The 16077-nt window shown below is 64.4% G+C and carries 19 protein-coding genes and 1 pseudogene; 13 read left to right on the top strand and 7 right to left on the bottom strand.

Annotation, left to right across the window (positions count from 1 at the left end; translation table 11 throughout):
- On the bottom strand, positions 1–998 hold a 998-nt coding region (locus tag ACK41X_RS18130; protein ID WP_409726200.1), incomplete at its 3' end, for a hypothetical protein.
- 330 nt (positions 999–1328) lie between these two features.
- Here ACK41X_RS18130 and ACK41X_RS18125 point away from each other — a divergent pair.
- Positions 1329–2087 (top strand): hypothetical protein, encoded by a 759-nt coding sequence (locus ACK41X_RS18125; protein ID WP_409726198.1) that lies wholly within the window; start codon positions 1329–1331, stop codon positions 2085–2087.
- Positions 2088–2097: 10 nt separating this feature from the next.
- Here the strand turns inward: ACK41X_RS18125 and ACK41X_RS18120 are convergent, their stop codons facing one another.
- Genes ACK41X_RS18120 through ACK41X_RS18110 form a run of 3 tightly spaced genes read right to left on the bottom strand, consistent with a single transcriptional unit; the run spans position 2098 to position 5565 of the window.
- Positions 2098–2646, bottom strand: coding sequence for a DUF1254 domain-containing protein (locus ACK41X_RS18120; protein ID WP_409726196.1), 549 nt, complete (start codon positions 2644–2646; stop codon positions 2098–2100).
- Positions 2647–2668: 22 nt separating this feature from the next.
- Positions 2669–3247, bottom strand: a complete 579-nt coding sequence (locus tag ACK41X_RS18115; protein ID WP_409726194.1) for a DUF1214 domain-containing protein — start codon at positions 3245–3247, stop codon at positions 2669–2671.
- A gap of 59 nt (positions 3248–3306) precedes the next feature.
- Complete coding sequence (locus ACK41X_RS18110) at positions 3307–5565, bottom strand: transglycosylase domain-containing protein (protein ID WP_409726192.1); 2259 nt, start codon at positions 5563–5565, stop codon at positions 3307–3309.
- A gap of 342 nt (positions 5566–5907) precedes the next feature.
- On the opposite strand from ACK41X_RS18110, the gene ACK41X_RS18105 reads away from it, so the two are divergent.
- From ACK41X_RS18105 to ACK41X_RS18070, 8 genes are all read left to right on the top strand, one after another.
- A complete protein-coding gene (locus tag ACK41X_RS18105) occupies positions 5908–6444 on the top strand; it encodes a YcgN family cysteine cluster protein (protein WP_409726190.1) in 537 nt (178 codons plus the stop codon).
- A gap of 97 nt (positions 6445–6541) precedes the next feature.
- Complete coding sequence (locus tag ACK41X_RS18100) at positions 6542–6820, top strand: type II toxin-antitoxin system VapB family antitoxin (RefSeq protein ID WP_409726188.1); 279 nt, start codon at positions 6542–6544, stop codon at positions 6818–6820.
- Positions 6821–6829: 9 nt separating this feature from the next.
- Positions 6830–7219 carry a type II toxin-antitoxin system VapC family toxin gene (locus ACK41X_RS18095; RefSeq protein ID WP_409726186.1) on the top strand — a complete coding sequence of 130 codons (390 nt, stop codon included), beginning with the start codon at positions 6830–6832 and terminating at the stop codon, positions 7217–7219.
- Between the two features lie 130 nt (positions 7220–7349).
- Positions 7350–7616, top strand: a complete 267-nt coding sequence (locus tag ACK41X_RS18090; protein ID WP_409726184.1) for a methionyl-tRNA formyltransferase — start codon at positions 7350–7352, stop codon at positions 7614–7616.
- 66 nt (positions 7617–7682) lie between these two features.
- Positions 7683–7892 carry a TraY domain-containing protein gene (locus ACK41X_RS18085; protein WP_409726182.1) on the top strand — a complete coding sequence of 70 codons (210 nt, stop codon included), beginning with the start codon at positions 7683–7685 and terminating at the stop codon, positions 7890–7892.
- 27 nt (positions 7893–7919) lie between these two features.
- Positions 7920–8192 (top strand): type II toxin-antitoxin system RelE family toxin, encoded by a 273-nt coding sequence (locus ACK41X_RS18080; protein ID WP_409726180.1) that lies wholly within the window; start codon positions 7920–7922, stop codon positions 8190–8192.
- 269 nt (positions 8193–8461) lie between these two features.
- Positions 8462–9088, top strand: a complete 627-nt coding sequence (locus ACK41X_RS18075) for a hypothetical protein (RefSeq protein WP_409726178.1) — start codon at positions 8462–8464, stop codon at positions 9086–9088.
- 55 nt (positions 9089–9143) lie between these two features.
- On the top strand, positions 9144–10721 hold the full coding sequence (locus ACK41X_RS18070; protein ID WP_409726177.1) for an MDR family MFS transporter: 1578 nt from the start codon (positions 9144–9146) through the stop codon (positions 10719–10721).
- A 10-nt stretch (positions 10722–10731) separates the two neighbouring features.
- On the opposite strand, the gene ACK41X_RS18065 is transcribed toward ACK41X_RS18070, so the two are convergent.
- On the bottom strand, positions 10732–10971 hold the full coding sequence (locus ACK41X_RS18065; RefSeq protein ID WP_409726175.1) for a hypothetical protein: 240 nt from the start codon (positions 10969–10971) through the stop codon (positions 10732–10734).
- A 267-nt stretch (positions 10972–11238) separates the two neighbouring features.
- Entirely contained in the window at positions 11239–12528 is a 1290-nt protein-coding gene (locus tag ACK41X_RS18060) for a DUF2235 domain-containing protein (RefSeq protein WP_409726173.1), read from the bottom strand.
- Between the two features lie 481 nt (positions 12529–13009).
- On the opposite strand from ACK41X_RS18060, the gene ACK41X_RS18055 reads away from it, so the two are divergent.
- From ACK41X_RS18055 to ACK41X_RS18040, 4 genes are all read left to right on the top strand, one after another.
- On the top strand, positions 13010–14194 hold the full coding sequence (locus tag ACK41X_RS18055) for a phage portal protein (RefSeq protein WP_409726171.1): 1185 nt from the start codon (positions 13010–13012) through the stop codon (positions 14192–14194).
- 40 nt (positions 14195–14234) lie between these two features.
- A complete protein-coding gene (locus tag ACK41X_RS18050) occupies positions 14235–14420 on the top strand; it encodes a hypothetical protein (protein WP_409726169.1) in 186 nt (61 codons plus the stop codon).
- Entirely contained in the window at positions 14420–14608 is a 189-nt protein-coding gene (locus ACK41X_RS18045) for a hypothetical protein (protein WP_409726167.1), read from the top strand. Before ACK41X_RS18050 ends, ACK41X_RS18045 begins: the two co-directional genes overlap by 1 nt.
- A gap of 122 nt (positions 14609–14730) precedes the next feature.
- On the top strand, positions 14731–15297 hold the full coding sequence (locus ACK41X_RS18040) for an HK97 family phage prohead protease (RefSeq protein WP_409726165.1): 567 nt from the start codon (positions 14731–14733) through the stop codon (positions 15295–15297).
- Positions 15298–15848: 551 nt separating this feature from the next.
- Here ACK41X_RS18040 and ACK41X_RS18035 read toward each other — a convergent pair.
- Positions 15849–16077, bottom strand: a pseudogene (locus ACK41X_RS18035) (hypothetical protein); the annotation flags it as partial.

Here is a 16077-nt window from a genome sequence, read left to right as displayed (position 1 = left end):
CGCAGCCGCGCCGGCGAAGCGATGGTTTCGGTGCGGCGCTCCTCGCCCGGCGCGCTCCGTCGCATATCGGCCGGTGTTTCGTCCCAGTGCACCCGACGATGCAGGACGCTGCGCGCCTCGCTCCGGTCAGCGGCGCGCCAGATCGAAACCAGGTGATGCGCGGACGGCTCCGGCAATTGCAGGAACAGGTCCGAGAGATCGAAGACGCGGTTGACCGAATGTCCGATCGCCGGATTGAGCGACATCAGGATGCGCTGAAAAACGTCGGTTGGCATCACCAGCGCCCTGGCCGAGACGACGAATGGTTCGCCTTCGGCATCGGTCACGATGCGGCGGGCGAGGGCGCGCGAAATGCCGAGGCCCTGCTGCAGCAGGGTGGTGAATTCCTGCGCGCGTCCGGCGAGCGCGGCCTGTTCGAGATAGCGGATGATATTGGTTTCCTGGGCGAGCGGCACATCCTGGTCTGCCACCGGCTCAAGGCTTGCGAGGATCAGGCGGCGCTCCTCGGATGAGGCGGAGAAGAAAGCCTCGCGCTGCGCGATGTAGTCGATGGCGCGGATGTCCGGCGCGGGCGCGGGCTGCACCTGCGGCGCCGTGTGCTGGACGGCGGGCGCGGGGGCGGCGGGTGCCGGCGGCTCGAACAGGCCGAGGTCGTCGTCGAGCGAGGTCTCTGCGAACAGTTCGACACTGCCCTGCGGCGTTTGCTTTTGCGGCCGTGCTTCCATGCGCTCGAGCCGCTCCAGGACCAAGGCGGGCGCGTCGGGATGCGTGCGCAGCCGCGCTGCCACGGCGGCGCAGGTCGCCTGGTCAACGACCTCGATCAGGCGCAGCGCCAGCTCGGTGAAATGCTGCTCCTCCTGAGGCGTATGGGGCATCTTCTGGATGTACAGATCGGTCAGAACCCGCAGCAATGTCGGCTTGATGTCGACGCCGCTGCGTTGCGCAAGGCCCGCAAGGCCGGTCAGGTTGTCGAGATTGTCGAGAGTAAGACGTTGCACGTGAGGCCACCCGGAGCGTTCTTCCGGGCGTCACCCTATCCAACGCGCGTTAGCGGACCGTTAACCTTGAGCGTTTCTTAATCCGCCCGAAGGCGGCGTCGCTGCGAAGCGGAGGGTGGGGCGAATCATGGGCGTGGTGATCGAATTCCCGACAGGCAATGCCGGAGCCCGGACACGGCCGTCAGGCGCCGGGAAGAGCCGGTGTGAAGTGGTGATTCTTCCGGTCATTCGCATCGATCGTTACGGCGATGCGCCGGCCAAGAGGCCGGTGCTTCACCCGGCGAATGGCGGCGAGCGCGGCAACAAGCGCCGCAAACGGGCGTCGCGGTCGTGAAGCTGCACAAGGTCCGCGTCCTGCTCTGTCTTCCGATCATCGGTTGTCTCAATACCGATTTCGGCCGGGTGCGGCCGACCCTGCGCTCCGACGACATTCACCGCTGGATGGGCCCCGCCGTCACCGAGCGATACGGCGAGGCGGAATCCGCTTTCCCGCTGACCGACGAGGAACGGACGCTGCGCGATCTCGCCTATCCGCTGATCGAGCCGCCCTACGACCGGCAACGCTGGTACAGTGTACTGAACGAATACGGCCTGTCCGGCATGTTTCTGCAGACCTGGTGGTATTACGACCAGGCCGCCTATACGGCGGAAATGTTCGCCGTTCCCGCACGCTCGACCGAGACCTATTATGCGCGGCTCATTCGCGACATCCGTAACGACAATGTCCGGATCGGGCCGTTCGCGCGGGTGGCGCGGGTGGTGTCGGATATGGATGCCCGGCGCGACAAAGCCTTGCGCTATGTCTCCAATCTCGGCAATCGCGAGCACGGCAATGCGGTCGCGCGCATGACCGAAAATGCGCTGATCGCGCGCTGGGTTCATCAGTCCCTGATGGAACGGACCTACGCCTACAACTTCGCGCTCGAAAAGCTTGTCGTTATCGCACCGTCGCCGCAGGCCGCCGAAGTCGAGCGCCAGCTCAATCTGATGCGCGCCAATATTGCCGAGGCAGCGCTGGTACCGCGCGGCTCGATGGGTCCGTGGCTGCCGAAAGCGGCCGCATCGGCAGCTCCGCCGGTCAGCAAATAATTCTCGCAGCTTACAGCGGCTGCGGCTCGCAGCGCGCGCCCGCAAGCGCGGCGACCGCCGCCGTCATCATGCCGGGCTCCGGCGCCAGCGCACGGATCACGATCAAGCCTCGCAGCGTGGGGGATTCGACGATCAGGCGATCCGCCGCTGCGATGTCCTCGTCGTCCGGAAGCTGGGCGCGTTGCGCCGCGGTCATCAGGTCAAGCTCGATGGTACGGCGGCCGGCGGCACGATCGTTGATGGCGTAATAGGCGATGTCCTGGTCGGTGTAGAACGTGACCGAGGTATAGGCCGGACTGACCGGCGTCGTCAGCTTCAGCGGCGCCTCCCGCAGATCGTAGCGGCAAACCGCGGCGGCAAAGGCCGGGTCCATGAACGGCAGCGCCAGGTTTCCGGCTGCCGGGACCGGCAGCGCCAAGACCGAATTGACGGGCGCGATCGCCGAGAGCCGCGCATAGGCATGCTGCGTGGCGGTACGCGGCAGGTAAAGAATCGTGGCGAAATGCACGATGCCGCCGAGCAGCAGCCCGCTCGCGATCCACATCAGCCAGCGTGTCATGCCGGTTGCCTCGGACAGGGTCTCATGCGCACGACCGCACCTTGATCGTGGGCATCGGCGTTTCCCGGCCGGTTCGTGTCGCGACCCCGACCGGCGAGTCGTAAAGGCGAAGGATCAGCACATAGCGCTCGATGCCGCCGGTCGGCAGCCAGTTTCCGGCGCGGGCGCGCGGCGCAACCGCAATCTCGATGGCGCCGTCCGATTTGCGCACCACTTCCTGGCTGGTGAAGCCGTGGCGGTTCAGCGCATTGCCGACCAGTTGGCCGTCCTCGTCGTAGAGCGTCAGCGTCCAGAACCGCGCCTGCGGGGTGATGCCGGTCAGTTCGACATCGCAGCGGCCATCCAGCACCGCGCCATCGTCGTCGCGCGTCGCCATGAAGGCGATGCCGTCGCCGGCGCCGACCGGGAGTTCCCCGCTGCGCACGATCAGCGCGCGGGCGTAAGGGTCGATCTCAGCGGTGCCGATGCGCGGCCAGGCGGTCCACGGTCCGACCGACAACGCGCCGAAAGGCGGCCCGCCCTGCAAGGTGTACAGGGTCGCGCCTAAGCCGACGGATGCCGCGACCGCGAATGCCAGCAGCAATCCGATGAGCAAATGCACGGTAAATCCCGGCCCGGAATGAGGTCAGGCGAAGCGATAGAAAATCGCCTCACGGCTTGTCAATTGCCGCGGACGGGGCGGGCGGCCCCGTCGGTGGCTGCAACAACGCCGTCGCGGCTTCCTGAGGCCGCGGGCGTTTGCGGCGATGTCTCGGCGGTGCGGTCGGCGACGGCCGGCGGGGCGAGCGAACGGCTCGCCTCCTCGAGCGCGCGTTCGATGCGGACCAGAACGTCGGCGCCCTTCTTGGTGAGCAGAATCGGCCGCGGAATTTCATCTTCAGGACGCGCACCGGGCGCCGCCGCGACCGCCGGACCCACGGTGCCCGGATGCGGCGGCACGCCCGGGATCGGTTTCAGTTCGATGCCCTGGTGCGCATAGGCCATGATTTTCTTCCAGGTCATGGCCGGCAGCGAGCCGCCGGTCATGCGGTTGGTCGGGGCATAATCGTCGTTGCCGAACCAGACCGCAGCAACCATGTTGCCGGTGTAGCCGGCGAACCAGGCGTCGCGATACGCATTGGTGGTGCCGGTCTTTCCGGCGGCGCGCACACCCTCAAGAATGGCGCGGCGGCCGGTGCCGGCTTCGACCGCCTGGTTGAGGATCATGTTGATGTCGGCGGCCACCTGCTCGGGCATCACGCGGCGCGGCTTTGGTCCATCGCGGTCGAAGCGCCAGATCAGCTCACCGGTGGCGCTGCGCACTTCGAGGATCGCATGCGGCGTGACCGCCATGCCGCCGTTGGGGAAAGCCGCAAACGCGACGGCGTGGTCGAACACCGTGACTTCCGAAGCCCCGATCGGCAGCGACGGCGTATCGGGCAGCGGGGTGCGCAGCCCCATGCTCTTGGCGAGAGCAACGATCTTGTTGCGGCCGGCTCTGGGATTGCCGTTGCCGACGGTGATCGACAGCCGCACCGGGATGGTGTTGATCGAGCGGACCAGCGCCGTGGTCAGGGTCTGCGAGCCGGAAAAGCCGCCCGAGTAATTCTGCGGACACCAATTGCCGATACAGACCGGGCTGTCCGACACCACGGTCGTCGGCTTCAGCCCGTGCATGAAGGCCGCGGCATAGACATAGGGCTTGAACGAGGAGCCCGGCTGGCGATAGGCGTCGGTGGCGCGATTGAACTGGCTTTCCGCATAGTCGCGACCGCCGACCAGCGCACGCAGGGTGCCGTCGTTTTCGAAGACGGCGGTCGCCGCCTGGCGCGCGCCATATTGGCGGCCATATTCGCGCAGCGTCTCCTCGACGGCGTTCTCGGACTGGCGCTGCAGATTGACGTCCAGTCCGGTGCGCACGATGAAGACACGTTCGGTCACGGTCTTCGGCAGCTGGTCGACCAGCTTCTTCATCTCCTCGAAGGCGTAATCGAGGTAATAGTTCGGCTGGCGTTCGTCGCGCCGGTCGACGGCGACGGCCGGATTGCGCCGGGCGCCGAACACCTGACCTTCGCTCATCATTCCGGCTTCGATCAGATTGTCGAGCACGGTATTGGCGCGGGCGCGCGCCGCCGGAAGATTGATATGCGGCGCATAGCGGGTCGGCGCCTTGAACAGCCCGGCGAGCATCGCTGCTTCCGCTAGCGTGACGTCGCGGGCAGACTTGTTGAAGTAATATTGCGCGGCGGCATCGACACCGAAGGCGCCGCCGCCCAGATAGGCGCGGTCGAGATAGAGCTTCAGGATCTGGTTCTTGGTCAGGCGAGTCTCCAGCCAGATCGCAAGGAAGGCTTCCTTCACCTTGCGCTCGATGGTGCGCTCATTGCTTAGGAATAAATTCTTTGCGAGCTGCTGGGTGATGGAGGAGCCGCCCTGCACCACGCCGCCGGCCTGCGCATTGACCGCCAGCGCGCGCAGCGTGCCCGGCACATCGATGCCGAAATGGTCGTAGAAGCGGCGGTCCTCGGTGGCCAGTGTCGCCTTGATCAGATGATCGGGAAATTCCTCGATCGGGATCGAATCGTTGTGCTTGATGCCCCGCGCGCCGACCTCGTTGCCGTAGCGGTCGAGAAACTGCACCGCGAGTTCGCTCTTCTTCAGCCAGTCCTCGTCGGAGGTCTCGTAGAAGGCCGGCAGCGCCAGCGCCAGCGCCAAGACCAGCCCGGCCGATCCCATGGTGGCGGCTTCGGAGGCCGGCTCGACCAGCAGCCAGCGCTTCCAGCCGGCGACATGGAACCGGTCCATGAAGGTGATGAAGCGCTCGTAGAGCTCGCGCGCCCAGCGCCCGGCCTCGAACAGCCCGGAATCGATGCGGGCATCGAGATCGAGCAAGAAGCGCCGCACATATTCGGCGAAAGTCGGTTTCTTGCGCTCAGCCACGCGGGCTTCCTTGTGCTCAGGCGCGCTTGTGCTAAGGCGCTGGCGACTTTGCAAAAATGTCCGCAAATCGCCTCATGTCTATCCGATCCGGCGGGGCCGTTCCATGCCAAGGAAGCCACAGAGCGTGTCGAAATTGCGGATAAGGGTAAAATGCGCGTGCGCGGCGATTCTGCAAGGGACGGCAAGGGCTTCGGCAAGAGCTTTGGCAAGCGGCCGGAGCAGAGGACGCGGCAGAGCGTCCGGCAATGATTGGCAGCGCCTTACCGCCGCCGCCGCAAACTGGCAGGATTTGCGCCGAACCGCGCCGTCCGGGGCGGCCGCGACAGGGATCATGAGCACGCCGTGAAGGACGACACGCCGTTCTGGAAGCGCAAGAGCCTCGAACAGATGACCCGCCGCGAGTGGGAGAGCCTGTGTGACGGCTGCGGCCGCTGCTGCCTTAACAAGATCGAGGACGAAGATACCGGCAAGCTCTATTTCACCAACGTCGCCTGCAAGCTGCTCGACCATGACACCTGCCGCTGCACGGATTACCGCAACCGGCTCAAGCAAGTGCCGGACTGCGTCGGGCTGACGCCGGAGGAAGTGCGCTCCCTCGACTGGCTGCCGCCGACCTGCGCCTACGACCTCCTCGCCAAGGGCAAGGATCTGTACTGGTGGCACCCGCTGGTGTCAGGCGACCCCGACACCGTGCATGCCGCCGGCATTTCGGTGCGCGGCCGGGTTGGCGCCTGCGAGAGCGTCGTGCCCGACGAGGAGCTGGAAAACTGGGTGGTGGCCTGGCCGGGGCGGGTGCCGAAGGGCGCGGGAAAGAAGCGGGTGGGGAAGGGGGGAGCGAGCACTTCGCGCGCCGCTGGGAAAAAGCCGGTTTCCAGATAGGCCGATGGAAACAAGGCTCATATAAAGGGAAATCTTGCTTCCAGCGGGAGGAAGAATTACAGGAAGAAGGAAGAATTCGCGCTTACGGTGGTTCCCGATGGCCCTCAATATCAAGAATGCGGAGACAGAGCGCCTGGCCCGCGAACTGGCGCGACGGCGCAAGCAGGGCATCACCGAAGTCGTGACCGACGCGCTGCGCAAGGAAGTCGAGCGCGAGCGCAAACGTCCGCGGAAGGAAAGCCGCGAGGCGTTTCTTCGTGCCTTGCGGGAGATCGGCGAACGCGGCAGCCGGCATCCGATGATCGATACCCGCAGCGATGACGAGATTCTCGGTTACGACGACATGCTTGATGCATCCTCACCCGCAAGGCCATGAGCGGCGCTGATGGTGATCGATACCTCGGCGCTGATCGCGTTGTTGCGGCTTGAACCGGAAGCGGACGCCTTTGCGCAGGCGATCGCAGCCGATCCGCGCCGTCTCGTTTCGGCCGTGACAAAGCTTGAAGCGCGCATGGTTGCGCTCGCCCGGTTCGGGCCGGCTGCTGCGGCAGATCTCGACGCATTGATCGCCCTGATCGCGCCGGCCGTCGTTCCCTTTGACGATCATCAGGCCGATATCGCGCGCGATGCTTTTGCAAAATACGGGAAGGGCCGGCACGCGGCCGCGCTGAATTTCGGTGATTGCGCAGCTTATGCGCTGGCGGTGTCCGAAGCGGAGCCGCTGCTATTCAAAGGAACGGATTTCGGTGCGACGGATGTCGAGGCGGTGGTTTGAGGGGGCTGTGATGTGCGGCTGATTGTGAAACTTTTGCGATCGTATGTGGAGATATGACCGGGCTGCAAGTGGCGCAAATGATATGTGGTCGTTTAGGCCGCATTCTGTGCGTCAGCGATCGGATCATAGTTTGGAATTCTATGCATACGTTGAGGTCAAAATGGCACTTATTAGGAAGTTTAATCGAAAGCCACAACGCGAACGAATGTCGGCACATGGCGTGATCGAGGCAGACTACATTCCGTTTGAGCGAGATGGCCGCGTACTGCTCCAAATCGATACCTATGGCAGTAAAGGCCGTCAGAACCCTGGTAAGCAAAGTCAAACGATTCAGCTCGACCGAGACAGCGCTTCTCAGCTTTTTATTATTCTCAAACAGGAATTCGGATTCGATTAGTCCGCCGCACCCCACCATTGCAGCATCTCTCAAATTGCTATACATGTATAGCGACCGGAGAATGCCATGCTTGCCCTGCGGCTGCCGCCTGAGATCGAAAAGCGCCTGGATGCTCTCGCGAAGAAAACCGGGCGCACCAAGAGCTATTATGCGCGCGAGGCTATCCTGCGGCATATCGAGGACATCGAGGATTTTCACCTCGCGACCCGCCGCATGAAGCGGGGCGGCAAGCGCGTGACTCTCGACCAGCTCGAACGCGAGCTCGGTCTGGGCTGATTTCGGCTCAGAACAAGGGGCGTTCTTGTGGGCATTGACTGGCAAGTCGAGCTCTTGCCGGAGGCGTCGCGCGACCTAAAGAAGCTCGGACGGGATGCGCAGGCGACAATCGTGAAATACCTGCGTCAGCGTATCGCGACATCGGAAAATCCAAGACGGCTCGGGCGCGCCCTGACTGGCGACAAGAAAGGTTTCTGGCGCTATCGCGTCGGCAATTACAGGATCGTGGCGGCGATCGAGGACAACAGGCTTGTCGTCGTGGTGGTGGCAGTCGGCCATCGGCGCGAGGTCTATGGCTGACATAAGAAAATAATCCTTGACAGCGTGACGCTGCTCGGGCAGGGTGGCGGCAGTCTCCAAACCTGCATCCGGCGCTGAGCGCCACCGCGTCGCCGTCCCGCCGGGAAGGCAATACACGCGCGCCTTCACCCCAGCCATCTCCCGCAAGCGGGAGAGGGGGCGCAGCATGCGCGCGGCAAGGTCGTGGCTGACACGATCCAGCGCCGCGCAACGCCCGTTCGGCGACCAACGCCGCTACACCGGCCAACCCTCCAAATCCATCGTCTCCCATGCCCCTGTCCGACCATATCCGCCCGGAGCCCAATCCGCCGCTCGACCGCGCCCGCGTCATCCGGGCGCGCGAGATGTATGCCGAGGGCTTCACCGTCTCGCGCATCCTGGCGCATTGCCAGATGTCGCTCGGCACCCTCTATGCCTGTCTCGACGGCGCACCATTCGGCCGCGACGGAGAGTTGTTCACGCCGCTGCCGCGCCGCCGCAACAATCTGTTGCGGCGCTGGACGCCGCGCGAGGCCGACACGTCCTCGCTGTGCAAGCGGCTGGTCCGCACCGCCGAGCGCCAGGTGCGCCAGATCGAGACCCAGCTTTCCGCACGCGACCTTTCCGGAGCCGAGCGCGAACGCAATGTGCGCATGCTCACCAGCCTGACCCGGGTGCTGCGCGAGATCGAAAAGTTCGAGAAGAAGCGCAACGAACACGGCGATCCGATCGACACCGACGTGCCGAGCTTTCTGGAAGAATTCAACCGGCGCGCCGGGGTGCTGCTGGATGGGCCGAAGACGGGGCGCAAGAGCGCGGCCAAGAGCGCGGCCAAGAGCGCGGCCAAGAGCGCGGCCGGCAGCGCGGCCGGCAGCGCGGCGATCGGCGCTGCCAGAAACAACAGGGGCTGGACATAGCTCGCTTGCGCCGCTGCGGCCTTGCGCTTCCCGGTGCTTGGCGTACAGACACGCCATGACCCACAGCCCGAAACAGCCGCCGAAAGCGCCAAAGCGCAAGGCGAAAGGCCGCAGCAAAGACACGACCGAAGTCGCCGCGGCGCCGGTCGGCACGCTGTCCCATGCCGAGGCGCGCACCGTCATTGTCGGCTTGATGCTGACGCTGTTTCTGGGCGCGCTCGACCAGACCATCGTGGCGACCGCCTTGCCCACCATGGGCCGCGCCTTCGGCGACGTCGAGAATCTGTCCTGGGTGGTCACGGCCTATCTGCTCACCGCGACCGCGACCACGCCGCTCTATGGCAAGCTGTCGGACATTTACGGCCGCCGCACCATGATGCTGACGGCGATCGTTATCTTCATCGCAGGCTCGGTCGCCTGCGCGATGGCGAATTCGATGATGGCGCTGATCCTGGCGCGCGGCCTGCAGGGGCTCGGCGGCGGCGGGCTGATGTCGATGACCCAGACCATCGTCGCCGATATCGTGAGCCCGAAGGAACGCGGCCGCTATCAGGGTTATATCGGCGCGGTATTCGCCTCGTCGTCGGTCGGCGGGCCGGTGCTGGGCGGCGTGCTCACCGAGCATCTGCACTGGTCGCTGATCTTCTGGATCAACCTGCCGCTCGGACTGATCGCGTTCGCGCTCACCTCCAATGTGCTGCGGCGCATCCCGCTGCATCACCGAAAGCATGCCCTCGACCTGCCGGGCGCCGCCTTCATGATGGCGGCGGCGGTCGCGCTCTTGCTGGCGCTGACCTGGGGCGGGGTGCGCTTTGCCTGGCTGAGCGTCCCGGTGCTCGGGCTGTTTGCGGGCTCGATCCTGCTCTGGACGCTGTTCGCCTGGCGGCTGGTGAGCGCGACGGAGCCGTTCCTGCCGCTGCAAATCCTCGCCAATCCGATCGTGCGCACCGCGACGCTCGCGGGCTCCTGCTGCATGGGCGTTCTGGTCGGGCTGACAATTTTCGTGCCGCTCTATTTCGAGACCATCATCCATCTGTCGGCCAGCCAGTCCGGGCTGGCGCTGATCCCGCTGATGGGCGCCTCGGTGATCGGGGCGACGCTCGCGGGGCAGCTGATGGCGCGGGTCGAGCGCTATAAGCTTCTGGCGATTGCGGGGGCCGTGCTCGCCATTTTCGCCCTCGGCGCCATGGCGATCTGGCCGGTCGGCCTGCCGATCGCGGTGACGCTGTCGATCCTTTCGGTCGCTGGCTTCGGCATCGGTGCGGTGTTTCCGGTAACCACCGTCTCGATGCAGAATGCGGTGTCGGACCGGCATATGGGGATCGCGACCGGCGCGCTGAATTTCTTCCGCTCGCTCGGCTCGGCGCTGACGGTGGCGCTGCTCGGCGCGATCGTGCTGGGCGGCATCGGCGCCTCCGGCGGGGTATCGGTGGAAGCGTTGGCCCGCACAGCTTCAGAGCCCGCGCTCGCCTATGCCTTCCGGTTCGTATTTCTCGCCGCGATGCTGATCCTGTGCTTCGGGCTCGCCTTCCTGATCGGCATGGAGGAGAAGCCGCTGCGGGGGCCGGCACGGGAAGCGCCGCCGCCGGATGCACCGGCCACGCCGGTACAGGAGCCCCCGCACAAGGATTAAACGGGTGGCGTCAGCGCCGGCGCGACCTGATCCGCACCGGGATGGGCTGGCGCTGCGCTGGGCCGAACAGCCGCATGAACAATGCGCGCATTTCATGCGCGAAATCGGGAATGCTGAACGGCTTGCCGGACGGCGCGCTCCACCACGGCGATTGCTCGGGAGCGGGTGCGAGCGGGGGTGCCGTATCGACAGCGGGCGGCGGGGAAGGCTGTGCGGCTTCCGGCCGGTCGGGCATATGCGGATCGGTCATTGACGGTTTCTCCGTCGCAAGAGGGCGGCCGGGCCTGGCAGCCTTTCTGGCTTTCCCGTCAAGTCGCGGGACCAGCCTCCGGTTCCGTACCTCGAAAGGCTACGCCTCAAAGGTTATCGAGAAGGAAAGGGCGTCGTGCGCGGGCCCGCCCGGCACGCAACGCTTCGTGAAGCATGGGTGTTGCGTCTTAGGAAAATAGTCATTGACAGCGTGACGCTGGTCGGGTACGGTTTGGTCATTCTCCACAGCTGCGGCCGCGGCAAAATTCTATTTGGGAATTTCCTTCGCTGGATCGCTGGCCGAGACCGAAGCCTTAATTGCCGCCAAATCAACACCTTTCTTTTTGGCCCAAGCCAATAACGCCTTTGGTCGATAATCGGCATTTGCGCGGTAACGATCAAAAACTGACGCGTCGATTGTCTCATTGATCACGCTGACGCCCGGTCCTTCTGACTTCGGTGGAACATCAATCCCGCGATGATGCCGGATTCCAAGGCGCAGCACGCGATACCAACCGCGGAGAAACGCTCCAAATGAGTCCGAGATCTTTGCGTCGACCGCGGGATCATTCGCGAATCCACTTCGGAATCTGAGTCCGAGTTTGGTCGCTTTGTCAGATAGCCATCTTACTGGAGCTTCTAAAAGTGGGTCATCGAAGCATCCTCCTCCGACATTCGCATGTGAACCCGGAAACCATCGTTGCTCGGTCTTTTCGATGGGCCTCGGCGTCGCCGAAGTTGCACCCATGTTAGTCCAAAGTGTGGGACTGAAGGCCTTTCTGTGCTCGTCGAAAGCCACAGCGTGAAAGGCAAATTCATTGTTTTGACGAAGTCCGGTGTTCAGAAACGGGTAAGCGGTGCCAAGAATTTTTCGTGCGAACGGAAAGGGTACGCCGAGTGCTCCCACGGTATCGAAAACACCGATGAACTTGATCGGGATGGCGCGCGAATATTTCAACATCCAGGTCTCTTCGAAAGAAAACTTCGAATCCTGCCTCTTGCTGGCCGCCAAAAGCTCGCGGATTGTTCGCTCTTGGGTATTGCGACGATAGCGCGTATACAGTTGATTGACGCCGAGCGGAGCACCCCGCTGTAACAGCCCGCATTTGGACACGAAGCCGGAGAGGCTTCTGGCGGTGTAAGCGCCGCGGCTAAAGCCAAACAGAAAGATTTCGTTCCCATCCTCGTAGTTGTCGACCAGCCATTCATAGGCGGTCGTGATGGCTGTGTTGATGCCGCGACCGAACATGCCGCCACGAATTCTTTCCCCGAATTTCGTTCCGAGGCCGGTGCTGTAATAAGCGCGTTGCTCCGACCCGTCCTCGCTTATCGGCGCCAACAGCGACCGAAGGCGCCAGACATTCGTATTGTCACTAACGACGTTCCAGGTGCCGTCCAGGAACAGAGCGAGTCGCTTCTTTGGACTGAGACCTTGTTCCGCCATCTTTCGCTCGGGGAAGACAATGAAGGCGATCTGGTTGCTAGGCTTAGGCGCAATAGCCAGCGGCTTTGCAATGGTGAGCTTGGCTTCAACACCACCGATCGCAAAGCTTGGCACAATCTTGGCGGGAATAGGAGTCCTTTCGCTCGCCTTTAGGTTGGCGCTGTTGATTATTGCGGAATAGGAAAATAGTCATTGACAGCGTGACGCTGGTCGGGTACGGTTTGGTCATTCTCCACAGCTGCGGCCGCGGCTAACTGTCGTGCTCTCCCCCGCGCCGTTGCCGCGCATCATCCACCGCGTATCATCCGTGAAAAATTCGAACGGAACCGCATCCGGCCTTTGGCGTTGTCCGCGCAACGGAAAGCATCAAAGGAGGGCGACGACGATGCCGCTTGTTCTGTGGTTGCTGGGCGTGCCGCTCAGCGTGATCATCATTCTTGCGCTGCTTGGCGTGTTCTAGGCCGCGCCATCCGTCGACACTCGTTATCCCAGCCTGATCGTTCAACGTCAGAAACGATCTTTCAACGTCAGAAAACAAAGGCCCGCATCGTGCGGGCCTTTTTGCATATTACATCTGTCCTCGACAAGGCGGCCCATGTTCGATCTCGGAAAATGGCTGCGTGCGCCCGAGCGGAAAGCTTCGCGCACGGCGCAACTCGTCGCGCTTCAATCGCAAGGCCGCGCGCGCTGGACGCCGCGCGACAGCACAGCACTGGCACGCGAAGGCTATATGAAGAATGCCGTGGTGCATCGTGCGGTGCGGCTGGTCGCCGAGAATGTCGCGGGGACAAGCTGGCTCGCCTATGACGGCGACGCCGAACACGACAGCCATCCGTTGCTCGATCTCCTGGCGCGCCCCAACCCGCGGCAGGACGGCGTGACCTTCCTCGAAAGCGTGGTCGCGCATCTGCAGCTCGCCGGCAATGCCTATATCGAGGCGGTGACGCTGGACGCGCGCCCGCGCGAACTCCATGCGCTGCGGCCGGATCGCATGCGCGTCGTGCCGGGCGCCGATGGCTGGCCGGAGGCTTACGAGTATCATGTGGCGGGGCGCAGCATTCGCTTTGTGCAAGAGCGGGAGGCGGCGCCGGATCTGCCGCCCATCCTGCATCTGACGCATTTCCATCCGCTCGACGATCATTACGGTCTTGCGCCGCTGGAGGCCGCGGCCGTCGCCGTCGATACCCATAATGCGGCGGCCGCCTGGAACAAGGCGTTGCTCGACAATGCGGCGCGGCCCTCCGGCGCGCTGGTCTTTTCCGGTGCCGACAACGGTGTGCTGTCGGACCAGCAATTCGTCCGGCTCAAGCGCGAACTGGAACAGGAATATCGCGGTGCGCAAAATGCCGGCCGCCCGCTCTTGCTCGAAGGCGGGCTGGAATGGAAGGCGATGTCGCTGTCGCCCAAGGACATGGACTTCATGGAAGCAAAGCACAATGCAGCGCGCGAGATCGCGCTCGCCTTCGGCGTGCCGCCGATGCTGCTCGGCATCCCCGGCGACAACACATACGCAAATTACCAGGAGGCGAACCGCGCCTTCTTCCGCGGCACGGTGCTGCCGCTGGCGCAGCGGATCGGCGCTGCGCTGTCCCACTGGCTGGCGCCGGCTTATGGCGGCAGCGTCCGCCTCGCCGTCGATCCCGATCGGATTGAGGCGCTGGCCTCCGATCGCGCCGCGTTGTGGGCGCGGGTCACGGCAGCGCCGTTCCTGACGCTGAACGAGAAGCGGATCGCGACCGACTATGCGCCGGTCGAGGGCGGGAATTCGGTTTCCGCGTGACGCGGGGAGAGGTGAAACCGGACGAGCGGAGAGTGTGTGCATGCCCGATCTGACCCGCATCTTCGCCGAGCGCGGCGATCTCGCGCATCTGGCGCTGTTCCTGTGGGCGATGTCGGCGAGCGCGCTTCTGATTTTTGCACTTCGCGAATACGCGGCCGCGATGCGCCGCTTCGACGATTTTGTGCGCGAATTGTCGCGCTTCAACAGAAAATTCGGAGGCCGCTGATGGACCGTTTGCATTCGGTGATGCGTTCGTTGCGTCCGGCGCAGACGCGCAAGACCGCTTCAACGCGCGATCATCTCACCGTATTTCGCGAATTTCTCTCGCATCTCGACCGGGTGTCGAAACAGCGCGCTGCGGGCGACGCGACGGCTGTGCGCAAGGCCAAGCGTCCGGCGCGACGCAAGGACTAGCCATCACTGCAATCGGTTGTCGTCCCCGCGGAAGCGGAGACCCATAGGCGCCGCCGGTGGTTATGGGTCCCGGCTCGCGTTGCGCTGCGCGCAACTTGGCCGGGACAACGCATGGAGGTTTCATGCTCGCTCCTCGTTCAGCCATCGACACCCCGTTCCACCCGCGCGCCGCGATCCATCAAGACGGCAGCGTCGAGGGCTATGCCAGCCTGTTCGGCGAGATCGACCAGGCGCGCGATATGGTCATGCCGGGCGCGTTCGCCCAGACGTTACGGCTGCGCGGCGTGCGCCGCATTCCAATGCTGTTCCAGCACGACCCGGCCGAGCCGATCGGCATCTGGCACGACATCGTCGAGGACTGGCGGGGCCTGCGCGTGCGCGGGCGTCTCATTCCCGATGTGGTGCGCGCGCGCGAATTGATGGCGCTGCTTCGCGAAGGTGCGGCCGATGGCCTCTCGATCGGCTTCAGGACGGTGAAGGCGCGCCTCGATCCGAAGACGCGCGTGCGCAAGCTTGTTGAAATCGATCTCTGGGAAATCTCGGTCGTGACGTTTCCGCTCCTCCCCGGGGCGCGCGTCCGTGCGGTGAAGGAGGCGAAGCCCCCGTTCGCTCCGCCCGTGCGGACGCGCAAGCCTTTGGTGATCGATCCGACGGCGAGGCGGCGCGTGCTGTATCAGCGCGGGGTGTGACGCGCCCCCCCGAAGCAGGTGCGTGTCAAAGCTGCCAACGCGACACCGGCGATTACGCCGGACGCGGCGCGGCGCAGCTTGAGGCGATCAGAGCATCCGGCTGGCAACCGCAGGCGCTGGAGCCAGGAATGTCACTCGGATTTCTTGATGAGGGCATCTACAAGCCGAAACAGGTTGACGCCGCCGCTCAACAGAACGAGCAGTTCAGCAGAGCGCCGCGCGAGCCCGGATAGATATGGGGCGATGCCGTATTCCGCGGCGGGCGTAGCTGCGAGGCGGGCTGGTCGGCCGCCGTGTGCGCTGGCTGCGCTGTTGCGCACTGAATTGCGTGGGCTGTCCGGCGGCCACATCCACGGCGCCGTTGGCGGGCGCGCCGGCGCCGAAGCGCGCCTGTGCGGTACTTGGCGCGGCGATGGCTGGCGCGGCGACGGCCGCCGTGCCGATCAATACCGAGCTTGCGATAAGCATTAGGGGCTTCCGCATCTCACGCCTCGCATCGGCTGGCACATGTGCCGGAGTTGCTGCGCCCCGCGTGCCGCCTGCTGCGTCCCTCAGCAATAGGCGCAGGTGGTGAGCGAATCCTGCGTCGTCGGATCGCCGAACTTGCGGTAGTCGTAATAGGCACCGCTGCCATAGCCGTAGCTCGGCGGCGTCACCACCACCCGCGGCCGCGAATAGACCGGAGGCGGCGGCGGGGGCGGCGCATAATAGGGCGTGCCGTAGCCGCGCGGCTGGTTGAGATAGCCGCCGTAATACTGCGCCTTTGCCAGCTGCGGCATC

Source organism: Pseudorhodoplanes sp., assembly GCF_046289595.1.
In the GTDB taxonomy this organism is placed as follows: domain Bacteria; phylum Pseudomonadota; class Alphaproteobacteria; order Rhizobiales; family Xanthobacteraceae; genus Pseudorhodoplanes.
Note: the sequence above shows the minus strand (reverse complement) of the source record. Positions and strands in the feature narration are given on the sequence as shown.